This is a genomic window from Bacillus sp. FAU18 (assembly GCF_056033885.1).
On the sequence record NZ_JBVYHZ010000004.1, the window covers coordinates 432,961 to 447,820 of the forward strand.

16 protein-coding genes and 1 pseudogene are annotated in these 14,860 nt (G+C 46.7%); 12 read left to right on the plus strand and 5 right to left on the minus strand.

The genetic code is table 11. The features are described from left to right. Window position 1: 1 nt before the first annotated feature. The 3 genes from gabD (at window position 2) to gdh (ending at window position 3,181) form a co-directional block, all read left to right on the plus strand. On the plus strand, window positions 2-1,390 hold the full coding sequence (gene gabD, locus AC0OMU_RS13195; protein ID WP_174616549.1) for a succinate-semialdehyde dehydrogenase: 1,389 nt from the start codon (window positions 2-4) through the stop codon (window positions 1,388-1,390). 122 nt (window positions 1,391-1,512) lie between these two features. After that, window positions 1,513-2,376 carry a glucose uptake protein GlcU gene (gene glcU, locus AC0OMU_RS13200; protein WP_003234455.1) on the plus strand — a complete coding sequence of 288 codons (864 nt, stop codon included), beginning with the start codon at window positions 1,513-1,515 and terminating at the stop codon, window positions 2,374-2,376. Between the two features lie 19 nt (window positions 2,377-2,395). Then, window positions 2,396-3,181 (plus strand): glucose 1-dehydrogenase, encoded by a 786-nt coding sequence (gene gdh, locus AC0OMU_RS13205; RefSeq protein WP_014475815.1) that lies wholly within the window; start codon window positions 2,396-2,398, stop codon window positions 3,179-3,181. A 44-nt stretch (window positions 3,182-3,225) separates the two neighbouring features. On the opposite strand, the gene AC0OMU_RS13210 is transcribed toward gdh, so the two are convergent. Genes AC0OMU_RS13210 through ycnK form a run of 3 tightly spaced genes read right to left on the minus strand, consistent with a single transcriptional unit; the run spans window position 3,226 to window position 6,085 of the window. Then, complete coding sequence (locus tag AC0OMU_RS13210) at window positions 3,226-3,840, minus strand: YcnI family copper-binding membrane protein (RefSeq protein ID WP_063336066.1); 615 nt, start codon at window positions 3,838-3,840, stop codon at window positions 3,226-3,228. Between the two features lie 12 nt (window positions 3,841-3,852). Next, on the minus strand, window positions 3,853-5,478 hold the full coding sequence (gene ycnJ, locus AC0OMU_RS13215) for a copper transporter YcnJ (RefSeq protein ID WP_474241575.1): 1,626 nt from the start codon (window positions 5,476-5,478) through the stop codon (window positions 3,853-3,855). 34 nt (window positions 5,479-5,512) lie between these two features. Next, window positions 5,513-6,085, minus strand: coding sequence for a copper uptake transcriptional regulator YcnK (gene ycnK, locus AC0OMU_RS13220; RefSeq protein WP_015382781.1), 573 nt, complete (start codon window positions 6,083-6,085; stop codon window positions 5,513-5,515). A gap of 164 nt (window positions 6,086-6,249) precedes the next feature. On the opposite strand from ycnK, the gene AC0OMU_RS13225 reads away from it, so the two are divergent. From AC0OMU_RS13225 to sipU, 6 genes and pseudogenes are all read left to right on the plus strand, one after another. Continuing rightward, complete coding sequence (locus AC0OMU_RS13225; RefSeq protein WP_003234445.1) at window positions 6,250-6,603, plus strand: hypothetical protein; 354 nt, start codon at window positions 6,250-6,252, stop codon at window positions 6,601-6,603. Between the two features lie 172 nt (window positions 6,604-6,775). Continuing rightward, complete coding sequence (locus AC0OMU_RS13230; protein WP_046340204.1) at window positions 6,776-8,212, plus strand: PTS mannitol transporter subunit IIBC; 1,437 nt, start codon at window positions 6,776-6,778, stop codon at window positions 8,210-8,212. 24 nt (window positions 8,213-8,236) lie between these two features. Beyond that, window positions 8,237-8,668, plus strand: coding sequence for a PTS mannitol transporter subunit IIA (locus AC0OMU_RS13235; RefSeq protein WP_003246714.1), 432 nt, complete (start codon window positions 8,237-8,239; stop codon window positions 8,666-8,668). Between the two features lies 1 nt (window position 8,669). Next, window positions 8,670-9,791 (plus strand): mannitol-1-phosphate 5-dehydrogenase, encoded by a 1,122-nt coding sequence (locus tag AC0OMU_RS13240; RefSeq protein WP_047182101.1) that lies wholly within the window; start codon window positions 8,670-8,672, stop codon window positions 9,789-9,791. A gap of 91 nt (window positions 9,792-9,882) precedes the next feature. After that, complete coding sequence (locus AC0OMU_RS13245) at window positions 9,883-10,947, plus strand: tartrate dehydrogenase (protein WP_003234436.1); 1,065 nt, start codon at window positions 9,883-9,885, stop codon at window positions 10,945-10,947. Window positions 10,948-11,080: 133 nt separating this feature from the next. Next, window positions 11,081-11,645, plus strand: a pseudogene (gene sipU, locus AC0OMU_RS13250) (signal peptidase I sipU). Window positions 11,646-11,713: 68 nt separating this feature from the next. Here sipU and AC0OMU_RS13255 read toward each other — a convergent pair. After that, complete coding sequence (locus AC0OMU_RS13255) at window positions 11,714-12,322, minus strand: dienelactone hydrolase family protein (RefSeq protein WP_047182102.1); 609 nt, start codon at window positions 12,320-12,322, stop codon at window positions 11,714-11,716. An 85-nt stretch (window positions 12,323-12,407) separates the two neighbouring features. Between AC0OMU_RS13255 and AC0OMU_RS13260 the strand changes: the two genes are divergently transcribed. After that, a complete protein-coding gene (locus AC0OMU_RS13260) occupies window positions 12,408-12,800 on the plus strand; it encodes a 3-hydroxyacyl-ACP dehydratase FabZ family protein (RefSeq protein ID WP_003246580.1) in 393 nt (130 codons plus the stop codon). A 32-nt stretch (window positions 12,801-12,832) separates the two neighbouring features. On the opposite strand, the gene AC0OMU_RS13265 is transcribed toward AC0OMU_RS13260, so the two are convergent. After that, window positions 12,833-12,997 carry a hypothetical protein gene (locus tag AC0OMU_RS13265; protein WP_003234425.1) on the minus strand — a complete coding sequence of 55 codons (165 nt, stop codon included), beginning with the start codon at window positions 12,995-12,997 and terminating at the stop codon, window positions 12,833-12,835. Between the two features lie 132 nt (window positions 12,998-13,129). On the opposite strand from AC0OMU_RS13265, the gene AC0OMU_RS13270 reads away from it, so the two are divergent. Together AC0OMU_RS13270 and pxpA are read left to right on the plus strand one after the other, a co-directional pair. After that, complete coding sequence (locus tag AC0OMU_RS13270) at window positions 13,130-13,879, plus strand: phosphoglycolate phosphatase (RefSeq protein WP_003234424.1); 750 nt, start codon at window positions 13,130-13,132, stop codon at window positions 13,877-13,879. 206 nt (window positions 13,880-14,085) lie between these two features. Beyond that, the gene (gene pxpA, locus AC0OMU_RS13275; RefSeq protein WP_015382789.1) at window positions 14,086-14,859 is read left to right on the plus strand and encodes a 5-oxoprolinase subunit PpxA; all 774 of its coding nucleotides are present in this window, start codon (window positions 14,086-14,088) and stop codon (window positions 14,857-14,859) included. The last annotated feature ends 1 nt before the right edge of the window (window position 14,860 follow it).

Genomic DNA, 14,860 nt, shown 5'->3' on the forward strand with positions numbered 1-14,860 from the left:
TATGCCAGATCAATTAACGGTCTACAACCCGGCTACGGGCGAGGAGATCAAAACGATTCCTCAGCAATCAGCCACAGAGGTAGAAGAAGCCATTGAACGTTCACATCAAGCGTTTAAAACGTGGTCTAAAACATCAGCGAACGAAAGAGCGTCTCTTTTGAAAAAATGGTATGAGCTGATTGTTGAACATAAAGAAGAGCTTGCAGATTTAATTACAAAGGAAAACGGAAAACCATACCAGGAAGCAGTCGGCGAGGTACTTTACGGCGCAGGCTATATCGAATGGTTCGCAGAGGAAGCGAAGCGTGTGTACGGAAGAACGGTCCCAGCCCCGACAACTGGTAAACGAATTGTTGTCACACGCCAGCCGGTCGGCCCCGTTGCTGCTATCACGCCCTGGAATTTCCCGAATGCGATGATTACACGCAAAGCGGCGCCTGCTCTTGCCGCTGGCTGTACATTTATCATCAAGCCGGCGCCAGACACACCGCTGTCTGCTTATGAACTAGCGCGCCTCGCATATGAAGCGGGCATTCCGAAGGATGTTCTTCAGGTTGTGATCGGTGATGGAGAAGAAATCGGAAATGTGTTCACAAGCAGTCCGAAAATTCGCAAAATCACGTTTACAGGCTCAACACCTGTAGGGAAAATCCTTATGAAAAACAGCGCGGACACCGTGAAGCACGTCTCAATGGAACTCGGCGGACACGCCCCGCTGATCGTAGATGAAGATGCAGACATTGACCTTGCCGTTGAACAGGCGATGGCGTCCAAATACCGAAACGCCGGCCAAACCTGCGTATGTGCCAACCGCCTGATCGTTCATGAGTCCATCAAGGATGAATTTGCTGCGAAATTGAGCGAGCAAGTGTCTAAGCTGAGAGTCGGAAATGGACTTGAGGAAGGCGTCAATGTCGGACCGATCATCAACAAACGAGGCTTCGAAAAAATCGTCAGCCAAATAGATGATGCGGTTGAAAAAGGCGCAAAAATTATTGCTGGGGGCACATATGACCGAAACGATGACAAAGGGTGCTACTTTGTGAATCCGACAGTGCTCACCGATGTCGATACGTCCATGAACATCATGCATGAGGAAACATTCGGCCCGGTCGCCCCGATCGTCACGTTTTCTGATATTGATGAAGCGATTCAGCTTGCCAACGATACACCGTATGGCTTGGCTGCATACTTCTTCACAGAAAACTACCGCCGCGGCATCTATATTTCCGAGAATCTAGAGTATGGCATTATCGGCTGGAATGACGGCGGACCGTCAGCGGTTCAAGCGCCATTCGGCGGAATGAAAGAAAGCGGCATTGGCCGTGAAGGCGGTTCAGAAGGTATCGAGCCGTACCTTGAAACAAAATATTTGTCCATCGGTTTATAAAAGAATGCAAGCTCCTGAGAGCTGCCGGATTTTCCGGCAGCTCTTTTTGTGTTCCGGCGAATAATCACAACAAATCCAGCCAAAATAACAGCAAATACATTTTGAAAGAAGGTTCCCCAACAATGGATTTATTATTGGCTCTTCTCCCGGCTTTGTTTTGGGGGAGCATTGTTCTCTTCAATGTGAAATTAGGCGGCGGGCCGTACAGCCAGACACTGGGAACGACGATCGGGGCACTCATTGTTTCTATCGTTATTTACTTTTTTGTTCAGCCCGTTCTGTCACTTCGCATTTTTATTGTTGGAATCGTATCCGGCTTATTTTGGTCACTTGGACAGGCCAACCAGCTGAAAAGCATTCAATTGATGGGCGTGTCGAAAACAATGCCGATTTCTACAGGAATGCAGCTCGTTTCCACCTCGCTGTTCGGTGTGATCGTGTTCCGCGAATGGTCAACACCGATTGCGATTACGCTTGGCGTTCTCGCTTTGATCTTTATCATTGTGGGAATCATTCTCACGTCCTTGGAAGATAAGAATGATAAAAAAGAGGGCGAGCCAAGCAATTTGAAAAAGGGCATTTTGATTCTCCTTGTTTCGACTCTTGGTTATTTGGTTTATGTAGTCGTGGCTAGATTATTCAATGTGTCCGGCTGGTCCGCGCTGCTGCCACAGGCAATTGGCATGGTGGTCGGGGGGTTAGTTTTAACCTATAGACACAAACCCTTTAACAAGTATGCGATCAGAAATATTCTCCCAGGGTTAATCTGGGCAGGCGGAAATATGTTTTTGTTTATTTCTCAGCCGCGAGTCGGCGTTGCAACGAGCTTTTCCCTTTCACAAATGGGAATTGTCATTTCTACGCTCGGCGGTATTTTCATCCTGCGTGAAAAGAAAACGAAACGCCAGCTTATAGCAATTGCGATCGGGATTATCCTGATTATTGCCGCTGCCGTATTCTTAGGAATCGCCAAAACAAATTCATAACAAATGGAGGAGGATGTATATGTATCCGGATTTAAAAGGAAAAGTCGTCGCTATTACAGGAGCTGCTTCAGGGCTCGGAAAGGCAATGGCCATTCGCTTCGGCAAGGAGCAGGCAAAAGTGGTTATCAACTATTATAGTAATAAACAAGATCCGAACGAGGTAAAAGAAGAGGTCATCAAGGCGGGCGGTGAAGCTGTTGTCGTCCAAGGAGATGTCACGAAAGAGGAAGATGTAAAAAATATCGTGCAAACGGCAATCAAGGAGTTCGGCACACTGGATATTATGATTAATAATGCCGGTCTTGAAAATCCTGTGCCGTCTCACGAAATGCCGCTCAAGGATTGGGATAAAGTCATCGGCACGAACTTAACAGGTGCCTTTTTAGGAAGCCGTGAAGCGATTAAATATTTCGTAGAAAACGATATCAAGGGAAATGTCATCAACATGTCCAGCGTGCATGAAAGGATTCCGTGGCCGTTATTTGTCCACTATGCAGCTAGTAAAGGCGGAATTAAGCTGATGTCTGAAACGTTGGCTTTGGAATACGCGCCGAAAGGCATTCGCGTCAACAATATCGGGCCAGGTGCGATCAACACGCCAATCAATGCTGAAAAATTCGCTGACCCTAAACAGAAAGCAGATGTAGAGAGCATGATCCCGATGGGCTATATCGGCGAACCGGAGGAGATTGCCGCAGTGGCAGTGTGGCTTGCTTCGAAGGAATCCAGCTATGTTACAGGCATCACGTTGTTTGCGGACGGCGGAATGACGAAATATCCTGCTTTCCAGGCAGGCCGCGGTTAAACATAAAAAGCGACCCAGACATGACATCTGGATCGCTTTCTTTATTAGGCACGCTTTTTCTTTACAAGTGCTGCTACAGATAAAATAATAGCAGCCGCAGACAGCACAATCGCTGTGATGTCCAGAGCTGAAGAACCTGAGTTTTCGGAATCGTCTTCTGTTTTCGTGGCGCCGTGCTCATCTGTCACTTGTTTTGCAGACGTGATGTTTGTAATGGAATGAGGTGTATCGGCATCCTCGTCACCTGTCCACTCAACAATGCTGCCGTCTTTGTAATATTGGTATGCGTCCCAAGCAGCTTCCCCCGCTTTATCAGGGTTTTTGGCAACAAAGGTAAACTGCTGGAACTGTCCTTCCTGAATGCCTCCGTCAGTCGCCTCCCATGTCACGGACACTGATTTGTCATCATGTTTTTGAGTGGAAACCTTCCAGCCCGGAATTGGCTCATATTGCTGGAATTCAACATCCTTCGGCATTTTGAGGACAACCTTCGTTGTCGGCAGATTTTTCTCAGAAGGAACCTTCATTGTATATGTTTCCCAAGAGCCTGCAGCAGACTCAGCCGGTTTTACAGAAACGTGCGCGCTGGCAGGGGCCGTAAAGAATAAGAGGGAGCCGACAATAGCCGGACATAGTGTCAATGCGATTTTTTTCAACAACGTAAACACTCCTTAATTGGTCTTTGTAAACATGATATTGATTTCGTTAAAGTCGCCGGTTAGGCCGTGGACTTTGATCTTCCAGTTTCCTTTTTCATTAATCGACAGGTTTTGATCCTGGAAGACGCCTTTTGTTTTTTCTTTTAATGTAAAGGTGCTTTTGTTTTCGCTGCCTGACAGGCCTGTTTTATAAACGGTTAACGTGATTTGCTGGATGTTTTTCACGGGATCTCCGTTATGGTCGGTGACCCGCAGCTCAAAAACATTTTTTCCGGGCTGGTTTGGGCTGATGCTGAGAGAAACGCTTTGTCCGTTCTCAATCGCTTTGGTTTGGTAGAACGGTTCCGGCGCTGGCTCAGGCGGGCTTGGCAGGCTTGTAAACACGGCCGCTGTGATCAATACAGCGATGCCGATTGCCCACTCCGCTTTCAACGTTTGGCTGATTCCTGTGCGGCGCTGCTTTCTGGTAAGCAGAAAATGAAACGCACCTAAGACCAGCATGAAAACAAACAGCCCGCTTTTCACTAAAAGAGCTTGGCCGTACGCTGTATGGAACAGTGAATCCATTGAACGAATGATGAAAAATCCATTGAGCAAGCCTGAAAACAAAATGACGCCGACTGCAGTGAGCGCCCATGGGGAGAACCGTCTGACCGTCTCCCACGCGAGCGTTTTGTCAGGCTGCCTCCATTCTTTTGAGAGCAGCAAAACAAGTGCCGCTATTCCGCCGACCCAGATGGAAGCGGAAGTTAAATGAAGGAAATCCATCAAAATGCCGACCGTTTTTTCTTCAACGACAGCAGCATGCCCTGTAAACGCCTTGGCAAGCAGGAGACCGAAAAAGAAAATGAGCGGCGCTGTCCAATAGCCAAAGGATAAAAAGCGGTTTTTCCGTATCGCAGGGATTACAGAAAATGCGAGCAGCACGAACAGCGCGGCCTGTATGATCCAAATGGAGCCGCCTGCTGTCTCAAACAGTGTTTCTCTGATGTAGCCCAGCTGGAATGCGCTGCCCCAGCCGCCGCCTGCGTTCGCTTTTGTCTGAATCGGAAGCTGAAGCAAAAGCGCCAGACCCAGTGCTGCGATCGAGCCGGTCAGGATACGTCTCGTCCGTTTGACGAGCTGTTCTGATTTCCCTTTATACCAGAAAAGATGGAAGAAAACCGTTCCGATAAACAGAGATAGGGCTGTATACAGAATCGCGCGATCTGCTGCTGTTCCCGGATTCAGCGCTGAATCGGCTGCTTTTTGGCTGCTGAATCCGCCATCCGCTTTCCCGATACTGAACGGAATGATGCCGGAAACAGGATGCCCGTCCGCGGATACGGCATTCCATTCCGCTCTGTACACATCTTTAGGCAGATTCTTCTTCAGCTTCACTGTCATGATGTGATGATTATCTTTTCTGATTTCAGTCTTGTCCGTATCCACACGGTCGCCGTTTGAATTATAGACTTTAATGTAATGAAACCCTTCTTCAACAGGTTCATTAAATTCAATCTCCACCTGTGCAGGCGCGCTTTTTAATTCGCTGTTTTCTCCAGGTGAGGATTTGACAATATAGGCGTGAGCAAAGCTTGTTTTCGGCAGGAAAACAAGAAAAAGCAGAAGGATGATCCACCATCTGTTTCGCTTCATCACTCAGACACCACCTTCCGCTGTATGTGTTGTGTTATTTCTTGGTGCAGGTGCAGCGTTTCTTTCTGTCTTGAAGCATGTCTTCCAGCGCTTGGTCGAAAGTGCGGACGGCTCCGCCGAATCCTTTTTGAAATCGTTCGGCATGGTCAAGTGTCGCAAACGGAATGGCCTGCGGCTGGCAACAGTGCAGGTTTAATTCAGCATTTACGACGAAATAAGCCGAACCGGCACTGACGGTTGTCTGTAACAGAAAGTCTCTGCAAATCAAGTGTGAAACCTCTTCCGTTTTATCCGCGTAACGCAAAAACGCGCAATGTGCGCAGCATAGCTGTTCAATGTCTTGGTTTACCGTAATCAGCTGAACCGAATGAGCTTGATTGACGGGCTTCAAGCAATAGCTGCACATATGATCCGTTTGAGGTGTTCTGGCGGGGAGCGTGATGCCGCCGGCCGTTTTAATGACCTGATTTGACTGAACCAGCTGATTGACATCTCTGTATACCGTCATTTCCGAAACGCCAAACTTTGCGCTGATGTCAGAAATTCTGAGCGCGCCTTCTTCTTTCAGCCACTTCAGTATGTGTTGCTGTCTATTAATCGGAAGCATTCATACACCCTCTTCATTAAGATCTATTTAAGCGTAGAGGATTTTAGAGACAGAGACAAGTAAGCTGATGATAAAAAATGTGAAAATGTGTTGAACAGCAACAAAACGAAACAGAAGGGACTCTGGTATAATAGACATATGGAATAGAAAGTGAGGAATACCCTATGAAAGAAACACCATGCCCGAACTGCGGCAAACCTTTGACAGGCGACATGGTCAGATCATCAAATGTGCCTTGTCAATTTCGCTGCGGACACTGCCGGGAACGGCTTTATGAATATAAAGTATCAGCTCCGATTATGCTGGTATCATTAGCGGCCATTGTGCTGCTCATTTATCTTTTGCTGCTCCTCCGCAATGCGGCAGGTTCAATGCTGCCGGCTGTACAGCACGTGCCAATGGCTGTTTTTGCGCTTGTGTGCGCCTATCCCGTTTTTATTGTGAGTGAGCGAATGATCGCAAAGTACGTGATTCAAAACGGCAACATTATTTATAGAGGAAAGAGAAAAGGCTCCTGAAACCAGGAGCCTTTTTATTTTTAAAAAATTGTCACAGTCATGTGCCAAAGTCCTCTTTACTTTCAATTGTATAGGGACTGTAAGCGTTTTAACATAGAGTCAAAGGGAAGCATCATTCTCTGAACATATTTTTGTATCTTGCAGCGACAAACAAAACAGGGAGGGTTTATATATGCAGCAGCAAGAACAGCAGCAAGGCGGCATGAAAGTGAAAGTGCAGCGCTTTGGGAGTTATTTGAGCGGAATGATCATGCCGAATATCGGCGCGTTTATCGCGTGGGGTATCATTACCGCGTTGTTTATTCCGGCAGGATGGTTTCCGAATGAACAGCTGAACACGCTGGTCAGCCCGATGATTACGTATTTATTGCCGCTTTTGATAGCGTATACAGGCGGAAAAATGATCTACGACCACCGCGGCGGAGTTGTCGGAGCGACAGCGGCAATTGGGGTGATTGTCGGATCGGATATTCCAATGTTTTTAGGTGCAATGATTATGGGACCGCTTGGCGGATACCTCATTAAACAGACTGATAAATTATTCAAGGATAAAGTCAAACAAGGCTTTGAAATGCTGATCAACAACTTTACGGCAGGGATTGTCGGCGCGGCTTTAACGATTCTCGCGTTTTACGCCATCGGCCCGGTTGTCCTGACGCTAAATAAATTGCTGGCGGCTGGTGTGGAAGTCATTGTACACGCGAATTTACTGCCGATAGCCAGTGTTTTTGTAGAACCGGCGAAAGTGTTGTTCCTCAACAACGCCATTAACCATGGAATCTTAAGCCCGATCGGAATCGAGCAAGCATCCCAAACAGGAAAATCAATTCTGTTTTTAGTAGAAGCAAACCCTGGACCGGGGCTCGGCATTTTGCTGGCGTACATGTTCTTTGGCAAAGGATCTTCAAAATCAACGGCTCCTGGTGCGGCGATCATCCATTTCTTCGGCGGGATTCACGAGATTTACTTCCCGTACATTCTGATGAAACCGGCCCTGATTCTCGCAGCTATTGCCGGCGGAGCAAGCGGACTCTTAACGTTTACGATCTTTAATGCCGGACTTGTCGCGGCAGCGTCACCGGGAAGCATTATCGCATTGATGGCAATGACGCCAAGAGGAGGCTATTTCGGCGTATTAGCGGGTGTATTGGTCGCTGCAGCTGTATCGTTCATCGTTTCAGCAGTGATCCTGAAATCCTCAAAAGCTAGTGAAGAAGACCTGGCTGCCGCAACAGAAAAAATGCAGTCCATGAAGGGGAAGAAAAGCCAAGCAGCAGCTGCTTTAGATGCGGAACAAGCCAAAGCAGAGGAAGCGTCTGAGCTGTCTCCTGAAAGCGTGAACAAAATTATCTTTGCATGTGATGCGGGAATGGGATCAAGTGCGATGGGGGCATCCATCTTAAGAAACAAGGTGAAAAAAGCAGAACTTGACATTAGTGTGACCAACACGGCCATTAACACTCTGCCAAGCGATGCGGATATTGTCATCACCCACAAAGATTTAACAGATCGCGCGAAAGCAAAGCTGCCGAACGCGACACACATATCAGTGGATAACTTCTTAAACAGCCCGAAATACGACGAGCTGATTGAAAAGCTGAAAAAGTAATCTTATAGAAAGAGAGTGATACTCATGCAAGTACTCGCAAAGGAAAATATTAAACTCAATCAAACGGTATCATCAAAAGAAGAGGCCATCAAATTGGCAGGCCAGACGCTGATTGACAACGGCTACGTGACAGAGGATTACATTAGCAAAATGTTTGAACGTGAAGAAACGTCTTCTACGTTTATGGGGAATTTCATTGCCATTCCACACGGCACAGAAGAAGCGAAAAGCGAGGTGCTTCACTCTGGGATTTCAATCATACAGATTCCAGAGGGCGTTGAGTACGGAGAAGGCAACACGGCAAAAGTGGTATTCGGCATTGCGGGTAAAAATAATGAGCATTTAGACATTTTGTCTAATATCGCCATTATCTGCTCAGAAGAAGAAAATATTGAACGCCTGATCTCCGCTAAAAGCGAAGAAGATTTGATCGCCATTTTCAACGAGGTGAACTGACATGATCGCCTTACATTTCGGTGCGGGAAATATCGGGAGAGGGTTTATCGGCGCACTGCTTCACCACTCCGGCTATGATGTGGTGTTTGCGGATGTAAACGACACGATGGTCAGCCTCCTCAACGAAAAAAAAGAATACACAGTCGAACTGGCGGAAGAGGGACGTTCATCAGAGGTCATTGGCCCGGTCAGCGCGATTAACAGCGGCAGTCAGCCCGAAGAGCTGTATCGGCTGATGAATGAGGCGGCGCTCATCACAACAGCTGTCGGCCCGAATGTGCTGAAGCTGATTGCTCCGTCGATCGCAGAAGGCTTAAGACGGAGAAACGCTGCAAACACACTGAATATCATTGCCTGCGAAAATATGATTGGCGGAAGCAGCTTCTTAAAGAAAGAAATATACAGCCATTTAACGGAAGCAGAGCAGAAATCCGTCAGTGAAACGGTAGGTTTTCCGAATTCTGCCGTTGACCGGATCGTCCCGATTCAGCATCATGAAGACCCGCTGAAAGTATCGGTTGAACCATTTTTCGAATGGGTCATTGATGAATCAGGCTTTAAAGGGAAAACACCAGTCATAAACGGCGCACTGTTTGTTGATGATTTAACGCCGTACATCGAACGGAAGCTGTTTACGGTCAATACCGGACACGCGGTGACAGCGTATGTCGGCTATCAGCGCGGACTCAAAACGGTCAAAGAAGCAATCGATCATCCGGAAATCCGCCGTGTTGTTCATTCGGCGCTGCTTGAAACTGGTGACTATCTCGTCAAATCGTATGGCTTTAAGCAAACTGAACACGAACAATATATCAAAAAAATCATCGGTCGCTTTGAAAATCCTTTCATTTCGGACGATGTGACCCGCGTAGCGAGGTCACCTCTCAGAAAACTGGGAGAAAATGATAGACTTGTAGGCCCGGCAAAGAAAATAAAAGAACCGAATGCACTGGCGGAAGGAATTGCCGCAGCACTGCGCTTCGATTTCACCGGTGATCCTGAAGCGGTTGAACTGCAAGCGCTGATCGAAGAAAAAGGATACAGCGGCGTACTTCAAGAGGTGTGCGGCATTCAGTCCCATGAACCGTTGCACGCCATCATTTTAAAGAAACTTAATCAATAACCGATCACCCGTGACACAATGTCACGGGCTTTTTTTTACTATCTCGCAATCTAGTATAATAGAAAGCGCTTACGAAAACAGGGGAAGGAGAATGACGATGAAACAATTCGAGATTGCGGCAATACCGGGAGACGGAGTAGGAAAAGAGGTTGTAGCGGCTGCTGAGAAAGTGCTTCATACAGCGGCTGAGGTACACGGAGGTTTGTCATTCTCATTCACGGCTTTTCCATGGAGCTGTGATTATTACTTGGAGCACGGCAAAATGATGCCCGAAGATGGAATACATACGCTTACTCAATTTGAAGCGGTTTTTTTGGGAGCCGTCGGAAATCCGAAGCTGGTTCCCGATCATATATCGTTATGGGGACTGCTGCTGAAAATCCGGAGGGAGCTTGAGCTTTCCATTAATATGAGACCCGCCAAACAAATGGCGGGCATTACGTCGCCGCTTCTGCATCCAAATGATTTTGACTTCGTGGTGATTCGCGAGAACAGTGAAGGTGAATACAGTGAAGTCGGCGGGCGCATTCACAGAGGCGATGATGAAATCGCCATCCAGAATGCCGTGTTTACGAGAAAAGCGACAGAACGTGTCATGCGCTTTGCCTTCGAATTGGCGAAAAAACGGCGCAGCCATGTGACAAGCGCCACAAAGTCTAACGGCATTTATCACGCGATGCCGTTTTGGGATGAAGTCTTTCAGCAGACAGCCGCTGATTATAGCGGAATCGAAACATCATCTCAGCATATTGATGCGCTGGCCGCTTTTTTTGTGACGCGTCCGGAAACGTTTGATGTCATTGTGGCGAGCAACTTGTTCGGTGATATTTTAACCGACATCAGCTCAAGCCTGATGGGAAGCATCGGCATTGCGCCTTCTGCGAACATCAATCCATCCGGCAAATATCCGTCCATGTTTGAACCGGTTCACGGCTCTGCTCCTGACATTGCCGGACAGGGCCTTGCCAATCCGATCGGCCAGATTTGGACAGCGAAGCTGATGCTCGACCACTTCGGAGAGGAAGAATTGGGGGCGAAAATTCTGGATGTAATGGAGCAAGTGACTGCCGACGGCATCAAAACACGCGACATTGGGGGACAAAGCACAACGGCTGAGGTCACTGATGAAATCTGTTCGCGCTTAAGAAAGCTCTGATGAATCAGGTCGGGGCAGATGGCTGCCCCGGCCTGTCCATTTCTTTACGAAAATTTCCACGAAAGTCTAACCAAGCAGTTCCAAATGCTGTATAATAATTTGGAATTCTTAGGAAAGCATCGGGTGAAGGAAGTTGAATGCAAAAACAATCACGTTAAAGAAAAAAAAGAAAAATCAAAACGATCGTTGTACTCAGTATCATTATGATCGCAGCTCTCATTTTTACGATCAGATTGGTGTTTTACAAGCCTTTTCTTATTGAAGGATCATCAATGGCCCCAACGCTTAAAGACTCAGAAAGAATTCTGGTTGATAAAGCAGTCAAATGGACTGGCGGGTTTCACAGAGGCGACATCATAGTCATTCATGACAAAAAGAGCGGCCGCTCTTTTGTCAAACGTTTAATCGGTTTGCCTGGTGACAGCATTAAAATGAAAAATGATCAGCTGTACATAAATGATAAAAAGGTGGAAGAACCGTACTTAAAGGAACAACAACAAGAGGTCAAAGAATCGGGTGTAACCTTAACGGGTGACTTCGAGGTTGAGGTTCCTACCGGTAAATATTTTGTGATGGGAGATAACCGTCTCAATTCACTGGATAGCAGAAACGGAATGGGCATGCCTTCTGAGGACGATATCATCGGTACTGAATCTCTCGTCTTTTATCCATTCGGTGAGATGAGACAGGCAAAATAAAACTCAGTGCAACAAAGAACATGGAACGTATGGAACCAAAACACGCGATAATAAAGCACTGTAAGCGATTAATAAATTTCTGATGAAACAGGGCGGAGCCGTTTTTCCGCCCCGTTTTTTATGATAGAAAGCGTTTGGAAGAAAAGGGTCCTGTTGAAATAAACAGAATCAGGATTGGCGAAACCGTGAAGCGCATCGAATTGATAAATCTCAAGATGGGTATGCTGTTTTTCCCGCAGTTTATTGATAAGAAGCGCTACGTCAAACGACGGCTCATAATTAGGGAAAAACAATAGGACCGGGCAGGCTGGCACGTGATGAAGAGAGTCGCGTATCCGGGAACCGTAATAACAAACCGATCCGCTCACCTCAGGCATACTGCTGCATTTCCATGCGATAGTAGCCCCTACGCTGAAGCCAATCACAAAGATGTGCCGTCCGGCGTTTTGCCTGATCACATTCTGGATGATGGTTTCTCCCGTTTTCAGCCGTTCGTGTTTTGTAAATTGTTCGTATGCCGTTTTTTCTTCTTGCAGTGTGTAGACTTCATCTTCGCCGAGCAGGTTGGGCGTCAACACATCATATCCAGCCATTTTGATCAGCCGGCCCATCTTTTTCATATGGCTGTTTACACCGTATATTTCGTGTGCGAGAATGACAAGCGGTTTTGGGGACATAGCGGCCTCCTTTTGTGTTTTTTCCATTATATCCTATCGTTTCGCTTTAGGCTGAGATATAATGGTCAAAAAAAGGAGATATAAAATGAACTCATTATCTTTGCCTCACCGCTATCCATTTTTGTTTATTGATGGCGTGACGGATAGCGAGCCCGGCAAACACGCGGCAGCTTATAAGCTGATTAGTGAGAACGACTGGTTTATCACTGATACGCAAACAGAAATGCCGTTTTCACTTGTGATTGAAGCGCTTGCGCAAACCGCGGCTTTTACAGGAATTACAGATGAGAACAGCTTGGGATTATTGTCTTCGGTGAAGAAAGCGGAAAAGCTGGGAGAAGCTGTGCCCGGTGACCGGCTTGATCTTACGTTTGAAGTCACGCGCAATCGGCGCGGGTTTGTGTTCGGACATGCCAAGGCATCAGTTGGAGAGCAGCCTGTTGCTGAAGCTGAAATCGGCATCTATATTGAAAAATGAAAAAAACCCTTCACAACATTTTGTGAGGGGTTCTATTTTGTGTCGTAATCCCGTTCGCTTTGAGAGTTATCTCTTTGCTGGCGTTTGTGTTTTTCATCATTCATATTTTCCTTCAGCTCTTCATTAGGAATCGGATCGGTTAAGTCGTTGTGCTCGGGGTTTTCATTTGGTTTGTTTTGCTGTTTTTTTTCTGTCATGTTTGATCACCTCATCGTTTGTTTTCCTCTTATCCGTTCTCCTCAAACATAGGAAATCGCTTTTTTGTCCCGCTGGGTATAATGTATTAGAATAGAGAGAAGCACAACAAAAAGATAAAGAGAGGTACATATATGTCTGTTCAAAGAGAAGATGTAGATATCAAGCTGATCGCAATTGATATGGATGGTACACTGCTGAACGACGAGCAGCTGATCTCGGATGAAAACCGCAAAGCCATTCGTGAAGCGGAGGATAAAGGTGTGTATGTGGTGATCAGCACGGGCCGGACGCTGATGACGTGCCGGGAGCTGGCGGAATCGCTAAAGCTGTCATCCTTTCTAATCACGGCAAACGGAAGTGAAATTTGGGATTCGAATTTTAATTTGGTGGAACGGAAGCTGCTCCATACGGACCATATTCAAATGATGTGGGATTTGCGGAATAAGCACAACACTAATTTCTGGGCCTCTACGGTGAATAAAGTATGGAGAGGCGAGTTTCCGGAAAACATTACGGATCATGAATGGCTCAAATTCGGCTTTGACATCGAGGATGATGATATCCGAAATGAAGTGCTGGAGGAGCTGAGAAAAAACAAAGAGCTTGAAATCACAAATTCAAGTCCGACAAACATTGAAGTCAACGCGCTTGGCATCAACAAAGCTGCAGCCCTTGCCAAGGTTACGGAAAAACTCGGCTTTACAATGGAGAATGTGATGGCGATGGGTGACAGCCTTAATGACATTGCGATGATCAAAGAAGCGGGTCTTGGCGTCGCAATGGGCAATGCGCAAGACATCGTAAAAGAAACGGCTGATTATATCACGGATACAAATATTGAGGATGGTGTCGCTAAAGCGATTCGCCATTGGGTACTATAAAAAAAAGAGAGTCCTAAGATGGACTCTCTTTTTTAGTTTGGCAGGTTTTCTTCTGGGACCATGGTAGGTTTTCTGACAAAAGTATTTCACAAACTGATATGATTCACTTATAATGAAATAAAGTTCAAAAATTCGGAATAGTCGTTCCGAATTTCGGGACAATAAATGACATAAAGCATATCGTTTGCTTTGGCAGGAGGGATTCTGTGTTTCAGATTGATTTAAACTGTGATTTAGGAGAAAGCTTCGGAGCCTACAAGATAGGCCTTGACCAAGATATTTTAGAGTATGTGACATCAGCGAATATCGCATGCGGATTTCATGCAGGAGATCCTAGTGTTATGCGAAAAACCGTCGCGCTTGCAGCGGAAAAAGGCGTAAAAATCGGCGCGCACCCGGGCTTGCCGGATTTACTCGGTTTTGGGCGCCGCAATATGGCGATTTCTCCTGAGGAAGCGTATGATCTTGTCGTTTATCAAATTGGCGCGCTCTCTGGCTTTCTAAAAGCAGAGGGACTTCACATGCAGCACGTCAAGCCGCATGGCGCTTTATACAATATGGCGGCAGTCGATCAAAAACTGTCGGATGCTATCGCGAAAGCTGTCTATAAGATTGATCCAGGCCTGATTCTTTTCGGTCTTGCTGAGAGCGAGCTTGTAAAAGCGGGAGAACGGATCGGACTTCAGACCGCAAATGAAGTGTTCGCCGACAGAACATACCAATCGGACGGCACGCTGACACCGCGCTCCCAGCCGGACGCACTCATTGAAAGTGATGATGCCGCCGTCACCCAGGTCATCGAAATGGTGAAAGAAGGGGCGGTCAAATCTCAGCAAGGACATGATGTGCCATTAAAAGCAGATACAGTCTGCATTCATGGAGATGGAGCCCATGCGCTGACATTTGCGCAAAAAATCAGAAAACAGCTCAAAGCGGCTGGAATTGAAGTGACAGCTATTTCAGAACAGAAGTCAACATAAA